We start from the raw sequence: 19,063 nt of genomic DNA, 5'->3' as shown, positions 1-19,063 counted from the left end.
AAAAATAAAATTATCTTCAATATATTTAGAGATTTTGTATAAATTTTAAAATAGGTATTTTAGCTATTTAAAAGAAAAAGTAAATTAAAAATTTAATTTATAAATTATGATATAATACTTTATTGAATAAGGAGGTGGGGTGTATTTGAATTTAGAAATAATGCAAAAAGGGATGATAAGATTAAGCTCTTTATATACAAGAACACAAGGAAAAAAATTATTAAAAGAATCATATATAAAAGATTTAAAAGGAAAAAATATAGATAATATATATCACATATATGGTAAAGTTTTAAATGATAATAAAAGTAGCATATATAGAACTCATATAAAAATCAATAATAAAACAGATAAAATAATTGATACAAAATGTACTTGTGAAACATTTAAAGAAAATAGAAAACAGATAAAAAATTATGTTTGTAAGCATATAGTAGGAACATTTTTTGCATTTTATAGTGTTGCAAAGAAAAACATAAAAAATAAAGAAAAAAAATTAGTAAGTAAAAAAGATGAGAACTTAGAAAAATGTTTAAAAAGTAAAAGGTTTTTATCTTTAGATATAATAATAAAATGTATTGTTAATGATGGAATAAAATCATTTCAATGTGAATTTAAGATAGGGGTTTTAGGTACTCATTTAATAACAGACATAAAAGAATTTATAAGAAAAAGTGAAACTAAAGAGTATATAAAATTTAATGAGGCTTTTACCTATAATAAGAATAAAGATGAGTTTATAAAAGAAGACAAAGAAATAATTGAATTTATAAAGAAAAATAAAAATAGAGCAAATGGAAAATGCTTAAAATTATATCAAAATGAGATAAAGGATTTTTTAAAATTAATACATAAAGACAAGAAAATAATATTGAATTATAATTTTATAAATTATGAAGTTAAGGTAAAAAAGATAAATGTACCAGTTTCATTAACAGTAAGACTTAAAGATAATAAATTTATTTTAAGACATCATAATAAATTTCCTATTTTACTTAATAATTATGGTGATGTAATGTTATTTGATAGAAACATTTATTTACCAAAAGAAAAACAATTGAATTCTTATATACCTTTATATAAAAAATTTATTAAATCTAGTGAATTATATTATGATAAATCATTACATAGTTTAAATAAATTATTAGAAGAACTTAAAAATATAACTAATAATGTTGTATTAGATGAAAATATAAAAGAATACAAAAAGAATTTAATTAAGCCTAATTTTTATTTTTATAAAGAAAAAGAAAAAATATATTGTAATGTAAAACTTAATTATTCAGGATATATAATTGATTTAATAAAAAATCAAGGTGATAATAGTTTCTTAAGAGATTATAAAAAAGAAATATTAATAAGTATGGAGCTTGAAAAACTTAAATTTATAAAAAAAGATAAAGATTTTATGTTTATAGGAACTGATGATGATATATTTAATCTTTTAAATATAGGATTTAAAAGGTTAAATGACATTGGAATAGTTAAAATTTCAAAGGATTTAGAAGACTTTAATTTAATAAATTCATCATCGATTCATTCAAGCTTTGAAGAATTTGATAACTTTTATACTCTTAAATATAATATTTATGATTTTACTATAAAAGAAATTAAAGATGCTATAAGCAATATGAGAAATGGAAATAAGTTTTATAAAAGAAAAAATTCTTATTTAGATTTAGAAGACCCTGGGGTTGTGCAGTTTTTAAATCTTATAGAAGATTTAGGTTTTGATAATATAAAGGAGAATGAAATTTACATAGATAAAAATAAAAGTATTTATATTAGTGAAAAATTAAAAAATAGAAATTTATCTTTTATAAAAGGTAGTAATATATTTCAGGAAATAGTTAAAAAGCTATTAAATAAAGAATATAAAAGAAAACTTGTACCAAAGAAATTAAATGGAACCCTTAGAAATTATCAAAAAGATGGATTTAAGTGGATAAATGAAGTAACTTCATTAGGTTTTGGCTGTATACTTGCAGATGATATGGGACTTGGAAAAACAATTCAAATAATAGCATTTTTATTATCTCAAAAAAAGACAAAAAGTTTAGTAGTTACTCCAACTGCATTAATTTATAATTGGCAAGATGAATTTGAAAAATTTGCACCTACAATTAAAGTTGGGTTAGTACATGGCAACAAAAGTACAAGAGAAAAAATAATAAATAATTATAAAAATTATGATGTAATATTAACTACATATGGAACACTTAAAAATGATGAAGAAAAATATAAAGATATAACTTTTGATTACTTTATAATAGATGAAGCTCAAAATATAAAAAATCCTACTGCTAAAATAACTGAAACAGTAAAGCATATAAAGTCAAAAAGTAATATAGCATTAACTGGAACTCCAATAGAAAATAATTTAATAGAACTTTGGTCAATATTTGATTTTATTATGCCAGGATATTTATTTAGCAAAGAAAGGTTTAGGGAACGTTTTATAAATACTTCTAATACAGAAGAATTAAAATCTCTTATAACACCATTTGTACTTAGAAGAGTAAAAGAAGGTGTTTTGGATGAGCTTCCTGATAAGGTTGAAAAGAAATACTTAGTTGAACTTAATAGTAAACAAAAGAATATATATAAATCATATGTAAAAGAAATAAAAAATAAAATAAAACAATCTAATGATATAAATTTATTTTCATATTTAACTAAATTAAGAGAGTTATGTTTAGACCCATCCCTTGTAATTAAAGATTATTCTTTTAAAAGTTCTAAGATTGAAGTTGTTAAAGAAATAATAGATAATGCAAAATCAAATAAAAAGATACTTTTATTTTCACAATTTACATCTGTTCTTAAGAATATAGAATATGATTTTAAAGAAAGAGGAATAAAGTATACATATTTAGATGGAAAAACTTCGGCAAAGGAAAGAGTTGATAGAGTTAAATTGTTTAATGAAGATAAGGATATAAAAGTATTTTTAATTTCATTAAAAGCTGGGGGAGTAGGTTTAAATTTAACATCAGCTAATTTAGTAATACATTTTGATCCTTGGTGGAATCCAGCCATTGAAGATCAAGCGACAGATAGGGCCCATAGATTTGGACAGAAAAATATTGTAGAAGTAATAAAACTTGTAGCAAAAGATACTATTGAAGAAAAAATTGTGCTTATGCAAGAAGATAAGAAGGAACTTATTCAAAGTCTTATGGATGGAAAAGTTATGGATGGACAAAAGCTTAAGAAATTAACAGAAGAGGAAATAATGAAGTTATTTGATTAATAGTATTTTATGTATTTTAGAAAATAATATAAATTATTAATAATATGAAGTAATTTACAATATGAAATGAAGCGTGTTTAAAAAAGAAATATAACATTTATAAAGCAAGTGTTTTTAAGACTTTAAGGGTAAATTTTAAAAAATTATAATTAAATATGATTTAAAATAAGAAATATTTATATAAAGTATTTCTTATTTTTTTATATACAATTTGAACATAATTTTAAAAGAGTGTATAAATAAAAATAAAATAAAAATAAAATTAATAATAATTACAAATTAAATTAAAGAAAATCTAACAGTTTTAACATAGCCTTTTGAATATGATAATTTTACAATATAAGTGTAAGAGTAATTGATAAATATACAGGAGGTACAAAATGGAAAACGAAAATGGATATAGTAAAAAAGTCCAGAATATACTTATGGTAATGTTTTTATTGGGAATATTCATAGGGGCTATGGACGATGGAATTGTTTCACCAGCAAGAACAATTATAGCAGATGCTTTAAATGTAAGTGCGGATGTTTCAATTTGGATGATTACAATATATACTTTAGTTTATGCAGTTGTTATGCCTATTTCAGGAAAATTAGCTGATAGATATGGAAAGAAAAAATTATTTGTAATATCAATAGCTATATTTGGTATAGGTTCAGCATTAAGTGGAATTTCTGATTACTTAAATAGTTATTCATTTTTAATTGTGGCTAGAGTAATACAAGCTGTTGGTGGTGGTGGAATAATGCCAATTGCAACAGCATTTATAGGAGAAAGTTTTCCAAAGGAAAAAAGAGGTAGTGCACTTGGTATTACTGGAGCAACTTATGGAATAGCAACAACACTTGGACCTACAATTGGTTCAGCTATACTAAATTTATTTGGTAATGATAACTGGGGAATATTATTTTTTATAAATGTTCCTATATGTATAATAGTGTTATTAATATCAATAAAGGTAAAAATACAAGAACCTAAATATACAGATAGAAAGCTTGATGTTAAGGGAAGTGTAATTTTATCTTTAATGATACTTGGAATTATGTATGGAGTTACTAATTTAAATTTCCATGATTTTTATAGTTCAATAACATCAACAAAGGTATATCCTTATTTAATAATATTTGTTGTATTATTACCTATATTTATATATTTAGAGAAAAAAGCAGAAGATCCAGTATTAAATTTAAATTTCTTTAAAAATAGAAATATAGTTATAACTTTAATAATGGCTTTTGTAGTAGGTTGTGGAATGATGAGTGTAGTTTTTATTCCACAATTTGGAGAAAATGTTCTTAGAATACCTCAAGGATCAGGTGGTTATTTAATTACTATAGTGGCCCTTTGTTCTGGTATGGCAGCACCTATTGGTGGAAAATTTATAGATAAGTTTTCAGCTAAAGCCGTGCTTTTAGTTGGATTTACATTTTCTATAGTAAGTTCTTTGTTACTAGCATTGAATGTTTGTAAGACCAATAGTGCTCCAATGTTATTTATAGCCCTTATATTGATGGGTATAGGTATGGGATTAACAATGGGAACACCACTTAATTATTTAATGCAAGTAAATGTTAAGAAAACTGATGCAAGTTCAGCTCAAGCAACAGTATCATTAATAAAAAGTTTAGGTATTGCTATTTCACCTAATATATTAGTTAATTTTATAGCAGTTGCAGGAGATAAAATGCCATCAAAGTTAATGGAAGTTATGCCACCAATTAAGGGTATGACAGGTAGTATGTTACAATCAATTGGTAGTGGTGATGTACCAAGACATATATTAAATTCTTTTCAAAATGCAGATGTTACAAGTATAGCAAATGTAATGAAAGAATTTTCAAGTTTTATGTTTGATAAGGCAAGACCAGCTATAGAAAAAAGTTTAGTAGGCCACATTCCACCAAATGCTGATGTAAATGTAATTTTTAACAATATGAAGAATGACTATATACATCAAGTTGAGGCATCTAAAGTAGCTATACAAAATACATTCCAACAAACATTAAATAATGGTTTTTTAGGATTATTTGTTACATTAGCTATAATAGCTGCAATAGGTTTTTGTGTAGCACTTTTCTTAAAAAAGAAAAATGAAGTTGTAGAATAAAATTAAATTTTAGAATTTATTTATGTAAATATTAATTAAAATTAATAAATATTTTAAAATCAATAATTTAAAAAAGAATTAGGTTAATAACCTAATTCTTTTTTATTTTATATTACAATAGGTTTAATTATAAGATTTTTAATATTAAATGAAGAAAATAAGACTTAATTACTTTAAAAGCTAAAATTTAATAAAATATGGCTAAAAATTTGAAAATAAAAAAATAATATGATATAGTATATAGGCATATAGTGTATTTATTATATTTTTTAATAAATAATAGGAATTATTATATATAATAAGTAAAGGGGATGAAATTATGTTTAAGTTACCAAATTGTCCAAAATGTAATTCAGAATATACATATGAAGATGGAAATATGTTTGTATGTCCAGAGTGTGCTCATGAATGGAATGAATCATCAGATAATGGAAGCAATGAAGATATATTAGTTGTTAAAGATGCAAATGGAAACATATTAAATGACGGAGATTCTGTAACTGTAATTAAAGACCTTAAAGTAAAAGGAGCTTCATCAGCACTTAAAAAAGGTACAAAAGTTAAGAATATACGTTTAGTTGAAGGAGACCATAACATTGATTGCAAAATTGATGGATTTGGCGCTATGCAATTAAAATCAGAATTCGTTAAAAAATTATAATTAAAATAATTGATATAAAAGGTTAGGAAGATTCCTAGCTTTTTTGTTATATAATTGTTTTATATGTTTAAATTAAATATAAGAAATATTATATAAAATAAGATAGAAGATAGAATTATATACTGTAGATATAATGATATATTATAAAAGAATATAAAAGAATATCTAAATGAATTTTGTTTTAAAGAAAAAAGAAAGTAGTAGGTTAAAATGCGTAAGATTTTGAGAGAACATTTTAATCTACTACTTTTTTAATTTATAAATAAAGGTTTATTTATGAGCTAATTTATTAATTACATTCTAATTTTTTTCTTCTAAGTTTTCTGATTTTCTTTTCTTCACCATAAGCAACTACTAGAAGTAATATTACACCTATGATAAGTGCTGCATAGAATACAACGAAAACATCATTCCAACCGTGAAGAGTTGTACCAAATACTGTTATACCTGATGATTTTGGGTCAGCAATTTTTGCAAGTGCAACTTTAGCTGTTGAATCACCAAAAAGATATCCAAATGTTCCACTTAATCCGTTAGTTACAGTTGTTGCTTTCTTTGGTGTAAAACCTACTATTGATACACCAATTAGAAGTTGTGGTCCAAATATTAATGCGCCTAAGCAGAATAGTGATACATTTATCATTGTAACGCTAGTAGCATATCTATATCCAAGTACAGCAAATGCAGTGATTCCTAATAAGAATGCTGCAAGAACAGCTCTTCTTCCTTTTAAAAGGTCAGATACATATCCCCAAGTCATACTTCCTAAAAGAGCACCCATTTCAAAATAGAAAATTGTATCAACGGCATCACCAATTCCAAATCCTAAGTGTTCAGTAACATAAAGTGGTGCCCAGTTATCTATTCCAATACGTACTATGTATACGAAAACATTTGATACGCAAAGTACCCAAATCCAAGGATTCTTTAAAACGTATTTTTTGAAAATTTCAAATTTAGTCATTGATTCACTTTCGATATTATCTTCATCTACAGGTTCACCAAATATTTCTTCAGCTCTATTCCAACCTAATTCTTCAGGTTCATCTTTACCAACAAACATTAAGACAACACCAACTATAAGTGCTATTATTGCAGGGAATATAAACATACCTGCAACGTTTCCGTGGAAGAAAGTATTTGCACCCCATAGAGCAAGTATTCCAGCAACAGCTCCACCTATATTGTGAGACATATTCCAAAATCCTAAATATCTACCTCTTTTAATTGTTGGAGTCCATCTTGAAATAGTTGAGTAAGCTGCTGGACCTCCTGGAGCTTGTAAAAATCCACTTAATCCCCAAAGTAATAATATAATTCCTGATGGTTGCTTACCAGCAAGTAATAAAAGTCCTATTACTAATACTATAGTTGCTGCCATAGCTAATAAAAATGAAACTATACGTTTTGCATTTCTACCATCAATTATGTATCCTAATAAAGTTTTACCTATTGCATATGTAATTGAAAAACCGAATCCTATGTATCCAAGTTCAGATGTAGTATACCCTAGTTGTCCTTTTAAAAGTGGTTGTGCTGCTTTGAAGTTATTTCTAATTAAATACATACAAGCATAAACAACAAATACAACAAAGAACGCTTTTAAAAATTGTTTTGCCCATTGTTTTCTTTGAACTTCTATTGGAACAGAAACAGGTTTTTTGTTAATACTAAAAAATTTGCTTATTGTGTTCATATAGACCTCTCCTTACTTAATTTAATTTTTTTAATAAGTGTACAGTAATAAATCCTGGAAAATGTTTTCAGAAAACATTTACAGATGTATAATAAAATAAAATATAAACAAAAAAATCTCTAAAATGTTTCATAAATGTAACATTTGGTTTTGAGGTTTATGAGTGAATTTAATATTGATATTATATTATAGTTAATTATGATAAATTAATTATAATTTAAGGTTTGTATTAAAAAATAATTATAAAAAAACGGTTTCTTTAGAAAATATAATAAAATGTTATTTCTTTGAAATATATTTAGATTATTAGTATTTATAACTATTTTAAATTAATACTCTTAAAGTTTATGGATTTACATATTTTCTAGTCAAAATATTTATTGTAAAAAAATAAAGGTTTCTTCGAAGGAATAAATTGAATGTTGCATAAATTAAGGAGTATTTATTATAAGAAAATAAAATTGAGCACTAAGCTAGTGCTCTTTTAATAATTAAATAATAAACTTATTATAAAATATATAATCAATGTTATATATTTTATTTTGAGTGATATATAATATTTTAGTAAGAATTTTTTATTATAAATTAATAGAAATTTTGAAATTGATTAAATAGTAGTTATAATAAAAAATCTTTTTATAATAATAAATATATGATATTAAAATTTTAAGGGCGATAAATAATAATAATAGAAAGATAGAAAGGACTTTTTTATGAAAGAATTAATTGATTTATATTTTCTATTCATTAAATTAGGTTTTATGAATTTTGGTGGTGGATATACTATATTTCCAATACTTCAAAAGGAAATAATTGAAAAGAGAAAATGGATTACGAGCGAAGAACTTACAGATTATTATGCTATTGGACAATGTACACCTGGAGTAATTGCTGTAAATACTGCTACGTTTATAGGTCACAAGAGAAAAGGAAATTTAGGTGGTATAGTTGCAACTCTTGGTTTTGTAACACCATCAATAATACTTATTTCAATAATAGCAGCTTTTATTGGTAATTTTGCAGATATTCCATTTGTAAAACATGCATTTGCAGGAATACGAGTATGTGTAGCAGTTCTTATATTAAATACAGCTATAAAGTTACTTAAAACTTCTGTAATTGATATAAAGACTCTTATTATATTTGTATTAGTAGCGGGTTTTTCTATATTTACTAATATATCACCATTTTTATTTATAATAATTTCAGGAATAAGTGGAATTGCAATTAAGTGGTTTGGAGGTAAAAAGCATGATACTAATTAAAATATTTTTTGAATTTTTTAAAGTAGGTCTTTTTGCTGTTGGTGGTGGAGCAGCCACTATACCATTTCTTTATAATATTTCTGATAGAACCCATTGGTTTACTCATACAGATCTTGCTAATATGATTGCAATATCTCAATCTGTACCAGGAGCAATGGGAATTAATATGGCATCATATGTTGGATTTTCTACAAATGGAATTACAGGAGCAATTGTTTCAACAATTGGTATTATTGTTCCTTCAATAACAATAATTTTAATTGTAGCAAGAGTATTAAATAAATTTAAAGAAAATGAAACTGTAAAAAGTTGTTTTTATGGATTACGACCAGCAGCAACAGGGTTACTTTTTGCAGCTGGTTTTGAAATAGTAAAAATATCAATATTAACTATAAATAAATTTTTTGAAACAAAAAATATTTTAAATATAATATCTTTTAAAGCATTAACACTTGCTATAATTTTATATTTTTTAATATCTAAATATAAGAAATCACCAATTTTTTATATAATATTATCTGCATTTATAGGAATTATATTTAAATTTTAATATAAATAATAAAAAAGACTATATCTATTATTTAAATTTAGATATAGTCTTTAATTTTATAGATTATTAAATGATATAATAAATTAACAAATAAAATTAAATAATAATGTAATATATTTTGTTATTTATAGTGAAATTTACATTATTTATAATACAATTATATATAGTAATAAGTTATAAATACTTAAATATAAGCAGTTTAAGGAGAGTAGGAATGAGAGTATTAGAGAGACTAGAACCTAAAAAAGTATTTGAATTTTTTGAGGATATAACTAGAATACCACATGATTCTGGTAATGAAAAAGAGATTAGTGATTATCTTGTTAAGTTTGCAATGGATAGAAATCTTGAAGTTATTCAAGATGATGCATTAAATGTAATAATTAAAAAGCCTGCCACAAAAGGGTATGAAAATATACCAGGAGTTATAATACAAGGTCATATGGACATGGTATGTGAAAAGTTAAGTGATATTAAGCATGATTTTAAAAAAGATCCACTACAATTAAGAATTGTTGATGATAAATTTGTTTATGCAACAGGAACTACCTTAGGAGCAGATGATGGTATGGCAATAGCATATGGTTTAGCTATATTAGATTCAGATACTATAGAACATCCATCAATAGAATTTGTAGCAACTACAGAGGAAGAAACAGTTATGGGTGGGGCTAATAATTTAGATACATCAGTACTAAATGGTAAAATTATTTTGAATATAGATGCCGAAGAAGAAGGAGTATTTATATTAGGTTGTGCTGGAGGAATTATGCTTTATCCAGAAATGAATACAGAATTTGAGAATTTTTCAGGAGAGGCTATAAAATTAGAGATTACAGGTCTTAAGGGTGGTCATTCTGGAATGGAAGTTCACAAGCAAAGAGGAAATGCTAATAAGTTAATGGGAAGACTTTTATATAATTTAAATAAAGAAGTTGATTTTAATATTGTATCAATTAATGGTGGTTCAAAATCTAATGCAATACCTAAAAATTGCAAAGTTATAATTAGTGTTAATAAAGAAAATATAGAAAAAGTTAAAGAACTTTGCTTTAATTTTGAAAAAGATTTAAAGCATGAGTATAAAGTAGAGGAACCAAATATTAAAATTATTATTGAGGATTCAGAAAAATTAAATAAACAGTTAACTAAAAAAATAACAGAAAATTTAATTAAATTCTTAATTTTAATTCCTGATGGGGTTCAATCTATGAGTAAAGATATTCATGGCTTAGTAGAAAGTAGCTTGAATATTGGAATATTAGAACTTTTAGAAGATAAAATTAATTTTGTTGTTGATATAAGAAGTTCAGTTAAAAGTAAAAAGATAGAGATTGTAGACAGGGTGGAAGCTCTTTGTAATATAATGGGATTGTCTGTAATAAAAAAAGGAGATTATCCAGAATGGGAATATGAAGCAAATTCAAAAATAAAAGATTTAAGCATTAAAACTTATCATGATTTATTTGGTGTTGAACCAAAAATAACAGCTTTACATGCTGGACTTGAATGTGGAGTATTCAAAGAAAAGATGGGTTCAGATATAGAAATTATAAGCTTAGGTCCAGATATATTTGATGTACATACACCAAATGAACATTTAAAAATAGAATCAGTAGAAAAGTATTATAAATTTTTAATTCAGTTATTAAAAAATATGAAATAATAAATAAACATATTTATATAAATATTTTAAAAGAAAGTGGGTAATGGAATTGAGAAAAAAAGAAAAAAGAATAGAAGAACAAAATATTTTATTGTCAAGAGTTTATGATTTAATTTTAGATGCACAAACTAATGAAGATGAACGTATTAAACTAATTGAATTTAAAGATGCAGTTGAAAGTGGAAAAGATTTCAAAAAGCAAACAATGAAGTTAGCAGAAGGTCTACGACAATTAGCTGTTTGTAAGTTTAAATATAAAGAAAAACTTAGTTCAGAAGTTAGTAAGCTTTATATGGATATTTCTACAACTGGATTATTTGAAAAGAATTTAGGGATTGGCTTGGCATCAACTAGCTTTTATTTTAAGTAGAGAATTTACTTTAATAGACTATTACTTTTCATAATTTTTAAAACTAATAAAGAAATATTTAATAATAAACTCTAATTTTTAAAAATTAGAAGTATGTTTAAAATTAGAATTGATTTAAATAAGATGAAAATTAAATTTATTTTTATAAAAATGATTTAGGTTGTACTACCGTTGCACTACTTTTAATAATATACTTCAAATAGAGTTAAATTTTAATTATATTCTTTTTAGCTAAGGGGTTTATAAAATAATTATTTTATAATAAGTTAGTTTAATTTTAATATCTTTCCTATTACGAGCAAGTTAATTGAATTATTAAATAAAGTATTCAAAGTAAAATCTACTACTTGTTTATAAGAAAGTAATTTAGTTTGCTCTTTAAATGAAATAATTTTTTGAGGTAATCTTGAAATTTATATCTTTTTTATATAATTTCAAAATAAAAAAGGATATAACTTTAACTTATGGAATATTAATGTTAGGTGTATTATGTTTTATTGGAGATATAAATTTATGAAAAAAAATATTTTTGTTTTATTTAATCTTATATTAATTATTATCGTTTTTATAATTCCATTTATACCGTATAAAATTCATAAAGAAGAAAACAATTCTACTTTAGATAAAATTCAATTTCGTTTTGACTCTATGGATGGATTTGTAAGTAGCTATGAGTATTATCGCTATAAATTCTACGAAAATAGTCTTATTGGAAATACATTATATGATGAACTAACTACTTTTAAAAATGGAAATCCAACTTATATAGATTTTGATTTATACGGGAATATTATAACAGATAAAAATGGTAATAAATTTTTAGATGTAAAAGAGTGGTATCCTTCATATGGTTATATAAAATTAATGCATACTTATATTTGGGAAAAAAATATTAAAGATAAATATTTAATTATCTGTATACTAATAATAATTTTTCAAATTTTCCTAGTAATAAAAAATAAATTTCATATAACTTAATAAAACATTTTAATTACGAAATATTACATGATGATTTTATAATTCGAATGCAAGTTATCATTTTAAAATTGATGGTAAAGCGAGAATATATTCTCCTAATGGAGGTGCTATGGATAGTTTGGACACTGGATGTATGGTTGTCCCAGCAGATGATGCTAGAACAGGAGATAGTATGAAACAGAATTTGAAAATAAAAAAAGCTTATATTACAATTAGTGGGAAAGGACAGTATGTACGTGACCTTGAAGGTCACTCCATTAACACAGGAGTAGCTACGAGTTCCACTAATACAATAGTATATGATAATTGGAATTAATAATAATTTAATTTAATTTAAAAACATAAAATAATAAGTATAAAAATAGTATAGCAAAACTTCCTTGGCTAACTATAAATTCAAATAATTGTTTATCCATAAATCTACTCCTAAAAATTATATTTTATGTATATAAATAATAAATATAATATTATGTAAATTAAAAAAGTTAAGTTTATAAATACTATTAGAAAAACAAGGCAAATATTTAGGTATCTAAACTTTTAAAAAAAGAAACTCACAAAACCTTAAACATAAGTTTTTTCAAGGTTTTGCGAGTTCTAAAGTTTTATTTGGTGCCACCAGTGGGAATCGAGAGAGGGGATTTTCACTAATTTATAGTAAGTAGTAAAACATAGATAATATAAAGGTTAAAGCGTATTTAGTTATTATAGGTATAAAAAAAGTTTCCACTTTAATAGTGGGAAAAATAGTGGGAACTTTTAATTAAACATAACGTTGATTTTATCGTATTCTTTCATGTTTTTACTCTTATTAATTTCAGCATAGATATTCATTGTTGTTGATACTTCTGTATGACCTACCCAATCCATAACAGTTTTTAAGTTAATATCATTACTTATACAGTTAGTTATAAATATATGTCTTAAACTATGGTAATGAATATCAGCGTTTATACCAGCTCTTTCTAAAGCAGATTTTAAACGCCTATTAGGTTGTTTATTATCTAAATAATCTCCATGATCCTTACAGAATATTAGTTTATTATCAAAATAAACCTCTCCATATTTAAGTTTATTTTCTTTATTTTTTTTAATTAGTCCTTTAAGTATTGGTACAAGCATAGAAGGAAAAGGAACTTCTCTAATACTTTTTTTAGTTTTAGGAATAGTAACTCTATTTTCATATTTCTTTTTACCATCTTTTCCACGTTCCCCAGTCCATACTAATTTAACTGACTTATTTATTTTTATTAATCTATTCTCAAAGTCTATATCTTTAATTTGTAGAGCCATAGCCTCGCCTAAACGTAAACCACACATTAAGCCTAGTAATATTATTCCTTCTAGTTTATCGCCTTGTAGAGCTTTAATTAAGGCTTTTTGTTCCTCTTCTGTGATATAGTTAATCTTTTCTTCTATAACATCATGGTTTTTAGGATAAACTATACCTTCACATGGATTAGATTTAATTTTATTTATAACTACTGCATATTTAAAGCAAGTACTTAAACATCTATTTAAAGTTTGTATTTGTGATACAGTATGTTTATTGTTTTCTAGTAGTTTGTTAGTTATTTTTTGAAGATATAAGGTATCTATATTGATTAATTTGGCGTCATTTAGCTTTTTATTAGCCTTTATATAGTTTCTATATATACCTTCCCATCTTTCAAATGTAGAGGCTTTTAATTGTTGTCTTTTTATATTCCATAACCAATCATGAAAGAAGTTACCAAGAGTAGAATTATCACTGCCTATTACATGTTTATCCTGGAACTCTTTAAGTTTTTCTTTAGCTTCTTTTTGAGTTTTTCCGTAAATATCTTTTCTTAATTGTTTACCTGTCAAAGGATCATATCCAGTTGTTATTGAAATTCTCCAATATTTAATACCTTTTTTAGTAACCCAACCAGAAGAACCTTCTCCATTTGCTCTCTTTGCCATAATATCACCTCAATTCTTTGTTAAAGTAGTTATTTTAAATAACTATATAATTATGTAGTGATAAGTTATATATAACACTACAATATATTTCCCCAACAAGATGGGGAATAACTGAAAGGGTGTAGCATTTCGTTACCACCTTAATATAAAACCTTTCTTCAATAAGTTGCAGAATATTAAAAGTATATATAATTTTATAAAACATAATTAGTAGCAGTATGGAGTAACAAAATGTTACTCCATTAGCTCAACGAAATTTTACGTTTACCTAAATAATTTTTTTATAGGCAAAGTGGAAATTCTCCTTACCAAAGGACAGCGAAAAATTACCGATCCTAAAGCATTTTGCTACCTCAGTGTCTTTAAACCATTAGGTCAACGCAAAATTACGTTCAGTAAATTCACTATGCTCTAGGAGCATAACGCCCAATCTTAAATTGGACTGGGGCAAATGTTTATTTATTTTTATGTTTATTGACATCTTCTAATATTCTTTTATCTACTTCAAATATTTCTTCATCAGTAAGATTGTCATTGTGTGCTGCTATAGTATTAAAGCTGTTATAATCTATAGTTTTCTCTTTTTTTCTTTTGAAAAAATCATCAATTATATTATTCATATTTTCTTTTTGTTCATCTGATAAATTATCATTATGACAAGCAATAGTCATAAGATGTTCTTTTCCTTCATCTTCCCATATTTGTTTTTGGTATTTAGGCATTTCAGATAAATCCTTAGCATAATTTATAACTTTATTAATACCATTATTATTTAGAGATCCAACAGTATTTAACAATAAGTTAATTGATGTGTTGCCAAAAGCTTTCTCTATAATATCTTGAAATTCTTTAACTTTATTAGATTTATCAGTGTCCGTTGGCCATAACAAGTCATTTATACTAACATCAAGTGCAAAGGCTATTTTTTCTAATACTTCTATACGTGGTTCTCTTTTATCATTTTCATAGTTCCATAGAGCGTTTTTTGAAATATTAGCTTTTTGTGCAAGTTCGTATTGTGTTAATTTTTTTGAAGTTCTTAAACTCTTTATAGTATTTCCTAAGCTCATATAAACACCTCCTATTTATAATTATAGCCTTAATCACACAAATGTAAAACTTTTTTCGTGTAAAATAAAAAAAAGTATTGAAATTATACAAATGTGGTATTATAATCAAGTTGTAATAACACAAATGTGTAATTTATTTTACAAAGGTGGTAAATATGAATAGAAAAATAAAGATTGCTAGAATTAAAAAAAATTTAAATCAAAGAAAATTATCTGAGATATCTGGTGTTGGAATAACAAGCATAACTAAAATAGAGAAACATGGCATTGATAATGTTAAAGTATCAACTCTTAAAAAGTTAGCAGCAGCACTAGATACAACAGTACAAGAGCTATTCTTTTCAGAAGAAGAATAATTCAGATGTTGGTTTAAACGATATCTAAAATTAAATTATTTAAAAGTTGATTTAACCAATATTAGAAAACACATCTAACAATTAATTAAGACGAGCTAAACTCTATTAGTATTTTAGTCTTAAAGTATAGCAATAAGTTGCTAAAGATATTAAATAATTGGAGGGAGAAAGATGGATGAAGTTGAAAAACAACCAATAACTATTCAAGAGTACAGAGAAAGAGTTAAGAAGAAAACTTGTAATGTTAAAGAGCTTTCAGAGATATTAGATATTTCAGAAGCTAAAGCAAGAAGGATAGCTCATATTGAAGGAGCTCCAGTATTAAGATTTGGAAGAGATATAAGATTTGTATTATCTAAGCTGGATGATTTTTTAGAAGAACATATAGGAGATATATTATAGAGAGGTGTTTGAAATGGATTTTAAGCTATTTAAGAAGTATATAGAGTTATGTATAGAATTGAATAAAGAGCCTGATTGGAAGGGGTTGAGGGTCTTTAAAACAATATTTAATTAAGTAATCCTTTATTTGGTTATGGAGGTGAGTGAGGTGGCTAATGAACAATATAGAACGTGAAATTTATGATAAATATGCTTATAAGAAAACACACATATATTTAGTGTATGAAGAGTTTGAAAGGCGTGTAAATAGTACAGGGTCAGAATATGAAGGGTTAAAAATAGGAGAATGCAGGTTTGATTATGTCAGTTGGGAAAAAAGATTAGGGTTAAGTCATAAAGTAATGGTTAATTCTATAAAAATTCTTATCAAAGACGGATATATAGAACAGAAAGTTAAAGGTAGAAAAGGTACACAGAGTAAGTATTTTTTAACTAGATTTTTGGAACAGAATTTAGAACAGAAAAAGGAACAGAATTTGGAACAAAATAAATCTAGTAAAATCAATAGCTTAGGTGATATTGAGGAACAGAATTCGGAACAGAATTTGGAACAGAAAAGGATACAATCATCTATATATAATAATCTAAATATAAAATCTAATAATATATATAGTTCAAATGATATTGAAGAGTTATGGAAATTATACCCTAGAAAGACAGATAAGAAGAAAGCTTTTGAAAAGATAAAGAAGCTATTAAGTAAATATAGTAAGGAAGAATTAGCAAGATGTATTGAGAGATATAGTAAAGAGGTTCAAGGAACAGATAAAAAGTTTATTTTAATGGGTTCTACATTCTTTAATGGTAGATATGCTGATTACTTAGATAGTAACTATAATGATATAAAACCAAAGGAAGTAAATCGTAATATTGATTATGTAGATGAAATAATGAAGGAAATGTATGAGAAAGGGGAATTTTAATACAAAAGAGTAAAAGGAGGGGAAGGAATATGGAAGTTGGATTATTATATAGCGAAGATATAGAATCAACAGTTTTAGGAGCTATGATGATCAATGAAGAAAGTTGCTTAGTAGTTAGAGAAGAAAATGTTAAAGCAGATGATTTTTATAAAACATATAATCAGGTTATCTTTAGAGCTATATTAAATGTTTTTAAAGAAAAAGGAACAATAGATTTAGTTATGGTACTAGAGAAATTAAAAGATAATAATGAGATAGAAAAGGCTAATGGAATAACTTATGTTACAGATTTAAGTTGTTCAGTACCAACAACTGCAAATATAACAAGTTATATAGAGTTATTGAAAGAGTACAGTAGAAAAAGAAAATTAGTTGATGTTGCAAAGTATATAAATGCTAACATAGGTAAAAGTGTAGAAGATGTTCAGCAAGGAGCTACTTCATTATTAACAAACTTAATAGAAGATAAAACATTAAAAGAAACATCAGAGAATCAGGAAGAGGAATACTTACAAGTATTAGAAAAGAGAATGAATGGAGAAATAGTTGCAATAAGAACTGGATTGATGGGTATTGATAGAGAAATAGGTGGTTTTAGTGGTGGAGATTTAGTCACTATATTTGCGTTTAGTGGAGTTGGAAAAACTGCTTTAGCAACTTGTATAACATTAAATAGTATAAGGCAAAGGAAAAGAGTGTTATTTTTTAGCTTAGAAATGCCTAAAGAACAGATTAGAGATAGAATTATATCAAGTGTTACAGATATACCTTTTAAAAGGCTAAAAAGCGGTAAATTAGAAGATAAAGAAATAGATAATGTTATAAGATGTAATTCCACTTTATCAACAAATAAGAGTTTAGTTATTTCAGAGGAAGATGATCTTATGAATATAATAAGTAAAATTCAAATTGAAGTTATGAGAAATAGTATAGATATTATATTTATTGATTATATTAATTTAATTAACATAATGGGATATAACAAAGATGAATATGTAAGAATAGCAGAATGTACTAGGTTGCTTAAAAAACTTGCAAAAAGAATAGACAAGCCTATAGTAATACTAGCACAAGGAAAGCAAGAACAGGCTAGTAAAATGAATAATAAGAATATTCCTGTTTGGGATAAGGTTGCAGTAAATGATATAGCAGGAGGTGCAGCAATATATAGAGATAGTGATATTGTTTTTGGTTTGTATAGAAATGTTGAATTAGATAATAAGTTAGTTAGAGAAAGCTTAAGACGTGAAAATGAAAGTAATATTGATTACAACAGTACCAATCCAGATAAAAACCCAGAATGTATGGATATTTTAATTAAAAAAAGTAGAGCTAGTGGTAAGGCAATAGTTCCTGTAAGATGGAATGCTAGTGTATATAGGATAAGTAATTGGTGTTAGAAATGTTAATTGTCTTTAAAAAATATTGTAGAAACAAGGAAAATTCGCATCAACATAATAAAAAGGAATGGAGAATTTTCAAAATGGAATTAAAAGAAAGAGTGATAAAAATATCAAAATTATATAAGAAATCAGATAAAGGAACAAAGGTATTAGTTGGACTTATAATCTTAGGGGAAGTTAAGCCAATAAATAAAAAAGACTAATGTAAATACATACATCAGCCTATAAGGGTTGTAGTGATACCCTTCAATCTCGCAAATTAAGGATATCACTATAGCTCCAATGAAATCAATAGGAAAACATAAGAAAGATTGGAGAATTTTAAAGTGAAAGTTAAAGATCAAGTTAAATTATTTAAAAATATAATAGAAAATGAATATAAACATATTCAAAATACAGAGGTTGAAGATATAGAAAA

General features: G+C 25.1%; 18 protein-coding genes. 14 read left to right on the top strand and 4 right to left on the bottom strand.

The genetic code is table 11. From position 1 onward, the window contains the following. The first annotated feature begins 145 nt into the window (after positions 1–145). The 3 genes from AC4FQ1_RS06045 to AC4FQ1_RS06035 all read left to right on the top strand — a co-directional run bounded on the left by AC4FQ1_RS06045 (position 146) and on the right by AC4FQ1_RS06035 (position 6,022). Positions 146–3,253: a DEAD/DEAH box helicase gene (locus AC4FQ1_RS06045; RefSeq protein WP_491169224.1), complete on the top strand. Its 3,108-nt coding sequence runs from the start codon at positions 146–148 to the stop codon at positions 3,251–3,253. A 380-nt stretch (positions 3,254–3,633) separates the two neighbouring features. Next, positions 3,634–5,361 carry an MFS transporter gene (locus AC4FQ1_RS06040; protein WP_491169223.1) on the top strand — a complete coding sequence of 576 codons (1,728 nt, stop codon included), beginning with the start codon at positions 3,634–3,636 and terminating at the stop codon, positions 5,359–5,361. 319 nt (positions 5,362–5,680) lie between these two features. Continuing rightward, positions 5,681–6,022: a zinc ribbon domain-containing protein YjdM gene (locus tag AC4FQ1_RS06035; protein ID WP_303129380.1), complete on the top strand. Its 342-nt coding sequence runs from the start codon at positions 5,681–5,683 to the stop codon at positions 6,020–6,022. A 289-nt stretch (positions 6,023–6,311) separates the two neighbouring features. Here AC4FQ1_RS06035 and uhpT read toward each other — a convergent pair whose 3' ends face one another. Further along, positions 6,312–7,718, bottom strand: coding sequence for a hexose-6-phosphate:phosphate antiporter UhpT (uhpT, locus tag AC4FQ1_RS06030; RefSeq protein WP_303129381.1), 1,407 nt, complete (start codon positions 7,716–7,718; stop codon positions 6,312–6,314). A gap of 713 nt (positions 7,719–8,431) precedes the next feature. Here uhpT and AC4FQ1_RS06025 point away from each other — a divergent pair. From AC4FQ1_RS06025 to AC4FQ1_RS06000, 6 genes are all read left to right on the top strand, one after another. Further along, entirely contained in the window at positions 8,432–8,983 is a 552-nt protein-coding gene (locus AC4FQ1_RS06025) for a chromate transporter (RefSeq protein ID WP_491169222.1), read from the top strand. Further along, positions 8,970–9,533 (top strand): chromate transporter, encoded by a 564-nt coding sequence (locus AC4FQ1_RS06020; RefSeq protein WP_491169221.1) that lies wholly within the window; start codon positions 8,970–8,972, stop codon positions 9,531–9,533. The genes AC4FQ1_RS06025 and AC4FQ1_RS06020 overlap by 14 nt, the downstream gene beginning before the upstream one ends. A 214-nt stretch (positions 9,534–9,747) precedes the next feature. Further along, the gene (locus tag AC4FQ1_RS06015; protein WP_491169220.1) at positions 9,748–11,199 is read left to right on the top strand and encodes an aminoacyl-histidine dipeptidase; all 1,452 of its coding nucleotides are present in this window, start codon (positions 9,748–9,750) and stop codon (positions 11,197–11,199) included. Positions 11,200–11,242: 43 nt separating this feature from the next. Beyond that, positions 11,243–11,569 carry a bacteriocin immunity family protein gene (locus AC4FQ1_RS06010; RefSeq protein WP_491169219.1) on the top strand — a complete coding sequence of 109 codons (327 nt, stop codon included), beginning with the start codon at positions 11,243–11,245 and terminating at the stop codon, positions 11,567–11,569. A 513-nt stretch (positions 11,570–12,082) separates the two neighbouring features. Continuing rightward, the gene (locus AC4FQ1_RS06005) at positions 12,083–12,547 is read left to right on the top strand and encodes a hypothetical protein (RefSeq protein ID WP_491169218.1); all 465 of its coding nucleotides are present in this window, start codon (positions 12,083–12,085) and stop codon (positions 12,545–12,547) included. Positions 12,548–12,656: 109 nt separating this feature from the next. After that, complete coding sequence (locus AC4FQ1_RS06000) at positions 12,657–12,863, top strand: hypothetical protein (RefSeq protein ID WP_491169217.1); 207 nt, start codon at positions 12,657–12,659, stop codon at positions 12,861–12,863. Positions 12,864–12,870: 7 nt separating this feature from the next. Here the strand turns inward: AC4FQ1_RS06000 and AC4FQ1_RS05995 are convergent, their stop codons facing one another. The 3 genes from AC4FQ1_RS05995 to AC4FQ1_RS05985 all read right to left on the bottom strand — a co-directional run bounded on the left by AC4FQ1_RS05995 (position 12,871) and on the right by AC4FQ1_RS05985 (position 15,561). Further along, positions 12,871–12,963: a BhlA/UviB family holin-like peptide gene (locus tag AC4FQ1_RS05995; protein ID WP_491169216.1), complete on the bottom strand. Its 93-nt coding sequence runs from the start codon at positions 12,961–12,963 to the stop codon at positions 12,871–12,873. A 343-nt stretch (positions 12,964–13,306) separates the two neighbouring features. Then, on the bottom strand, positions 13,307–14,491 hold the full coding sequence (locus AC4FQ1_RS05990) for a tyrosine-type recombinase/integrase (RefSeq protein WP_491169215.1): 1,185 nt from the start codon (positions 14,489–14,491) through the stop codon (positions 13,307–13,309). Positions 14,492–14,946: 455 nt separating this feature from the next. Continuing rightward, entirely contained in the window at positions 14,947–15,561 is a 615-nt protein-coding gene (locus AC4FQ1_RS05985; protein ID WP_491169214.1) for a helix-turn-helix domain-containing protein, read from the bottom strand. Positions 15,562–15,716: 155 nt separating this feature from the next. On the opposite strand from AC4FQ1_RS05985, the gene AC4FQ1_RS05980 reads away from it, so the two are divergent. The 5 genes from AC4FQ1_RS05980 (at position 15,717) to AC4FQ1_RS05960 (ending at position 18,848) form a co-directional block, all read left to right on the top strand. Next, entirely contained in the window at positions 15,717–15,917 is a 201-nt protein-coding gene (locus AC4FQ1_RS05980) for a helix-turn-helix domain-containing protein (RefSeq protein WP_491169213.1), read from the top strand. A gap of 171 nt (positions 15,918–16,088) precedes the next feature. Continuing rightward, positions 16,089–16,319 (top strand): helix-turn-helix domain-containing protein, encoded by a 231-nt coding sequence (locus AC4FQ1_RS05975; RefSeq protein ID WP_491169212.1) that lies wholly within the window; start codon positions 16,089–16,091, stop codon positions 16,317–16,319. 155 nt (positions 16,320–16,474) lie between these two features. Then, positions 16,475–17,242, top strand: a complete 768-nt coding sequence (locus AC4FQ1_RS05970) for an LvrA C-terminal domain-related protein (protein WP_491169211.1) — start codon at positions 16,475–16,477, stop codon at positions 17,240–17,242. A gap of 29 nt (positions 17,243–17,271) precedes the next feature. After that, complete coding sequence (locus AC4FQ1_RS05965) at positions 17,272–18,642, top strand: replicative DNA helicase (protein ID WP_491169210.1); 1,371 nt, start codon at positions 17,272–17,274, stop codon at positions 18,640–18,642. 83 nt (positions 18,643–18,725) lie between these two features. Continuing rightward, positions 18,726–18,848 (top strand): hypothetical protein, encoded by a 123-nt coding sequence (locus AC4FQ1_RS05960; RefSeq protein WP_491169209.1) that lies wholly within the window; start codon positions 18,726–18,728, stop codon positions 18,846–18,848. Positions 18,849–19,063: the final 215 nt, after the last annotated feature.

Source organism: Clostridium sp. TJA020, assembly GCF_058310295.1.
The sequence above is the reverse complement of the archived record's forward strand: the minus strand, read 5'-3'. Positions and strand labels throughout refer to the sequence as shown.

Bases quoted from the DNA above. Each gene is read 5' to 3' on its own strand.
- AC4FQ1_RS06040 (WP_491169223.1), top strand. From the start codon at position 3,634: ATGGAAAACGAAAATGGATATAGTAAAAAAGTCCAGAATATACTTATG.
- AC4FQ1_RS06035 (WP_303129380.1), top strand. From the start codon at position 5,681: ATGTTTAAGTTACCAAATTGTCCAAAATGTAATTCAGAATATACATAT.
- uhpT (WP_303129381.1), bottom strand. From the start codon at position 7,718: ATGAACACAATAAGCAAATTTTTTAGTATTAACAAAAAACCTGTTTCT.
- AC4FQ1_RS06025 (WP_491169222.1), top strand. From the start codon at position 8,432: ATGAAAGAATTAATTGATTTATATTTTCTATTCATTAAATTAGGTTTT.
- AC4FQ1_RS06020 (WP_491169221.1), top strand. From the start codon at position 8,970: ATGATACTAATTAAAATATTTTTTGAATTTTTTAAAGTAGGTCTTTTT.
- AC4FQ1_RS06015 (WP_491169220.1), top strand. From the start codon at position 9,748: ATGAGAGTATTAGAGAGACTAGAACCTAAAAAAGTATTTGAATTTTTT.
- AC4FQ1_RS06010 (WP_491169219.1), top strand. From the start codon at position 11,243: ATGGAATTGAGAAAAAAAGAAAAAAGAATAGAAGAACAAAATATTTTA.
- AC4FQ1_RS06005 (WP_491169218.1), top strand. From the start codon at position 12,083: ATGAAAAAAAATATTTTTGTTTTATTTAATCTTATATTAATTATTATC.
- AC4FQ1_RS06000 (WP_491169217.1), top strand. From the start codon at position 12,657: ATGGATAGTTTGGACACTGGATGTATGGTTGTCCCAGCAGATGATGCT.
- AC4FQ1_RS05995 (WP_491169216.1), bottom strand. From the start codon at position 12,963: ATGGATAAACAATTATTTGAATTTATAGTTAGCCAAGGAAGTTTTGCT.
- AC4FQ1_RS05990 (WP_491169215.1), bottom strand. From the start codon at position 14,491: ATGGCAAAGAGAGCAAATGGAGAAGGTTCTTCTGGTTGGGTTACTAAA.
- AC4FQ1_RS05985 (WP_491169214.1), bottom strand. From the start codon at position 15,561: ATGAGCTTAGGAAATACTATAAAGAGTTTAAGAACTTCAAAAAAATTA.
- AC4FQ1_RS05980 (WP_491169213.1), top strand. From the start codon at position 15,717: ATGAATAGAAAAATAAAGATTGCTAGAATTAAAAAAAATTTAAATCAA.
- AC4FQ1_RS05975 (WP_491169212.1), top strand. From the start codon at position 16,089: ATGGATGAAGTTGAAAAACAACCAATAACTATTCAAGAGTACAGAGAA.
- AC4FQ1_RS05970 (WP_491169211.1), top strand. From the start codon at position 16,475: ATGAACAATATAGAACGTGAAATTTATGATAAATATGCTTATAAGAAA.
- AC4FQ1_RS05965 (WP_491169210.1), top strand. From the start codon at position 17,272: ATGGAAGTTGGATTATTATATAGCGAAGATATAGAATCAACAGTTTTA.
- AC4FQ1_RS05960 (WP_491169209.1), top strand. From the start codon at position 18,726: ATGGAATTAAAAGAAAGAGTGATAAAAATATCAAAATTATATAAGAAA.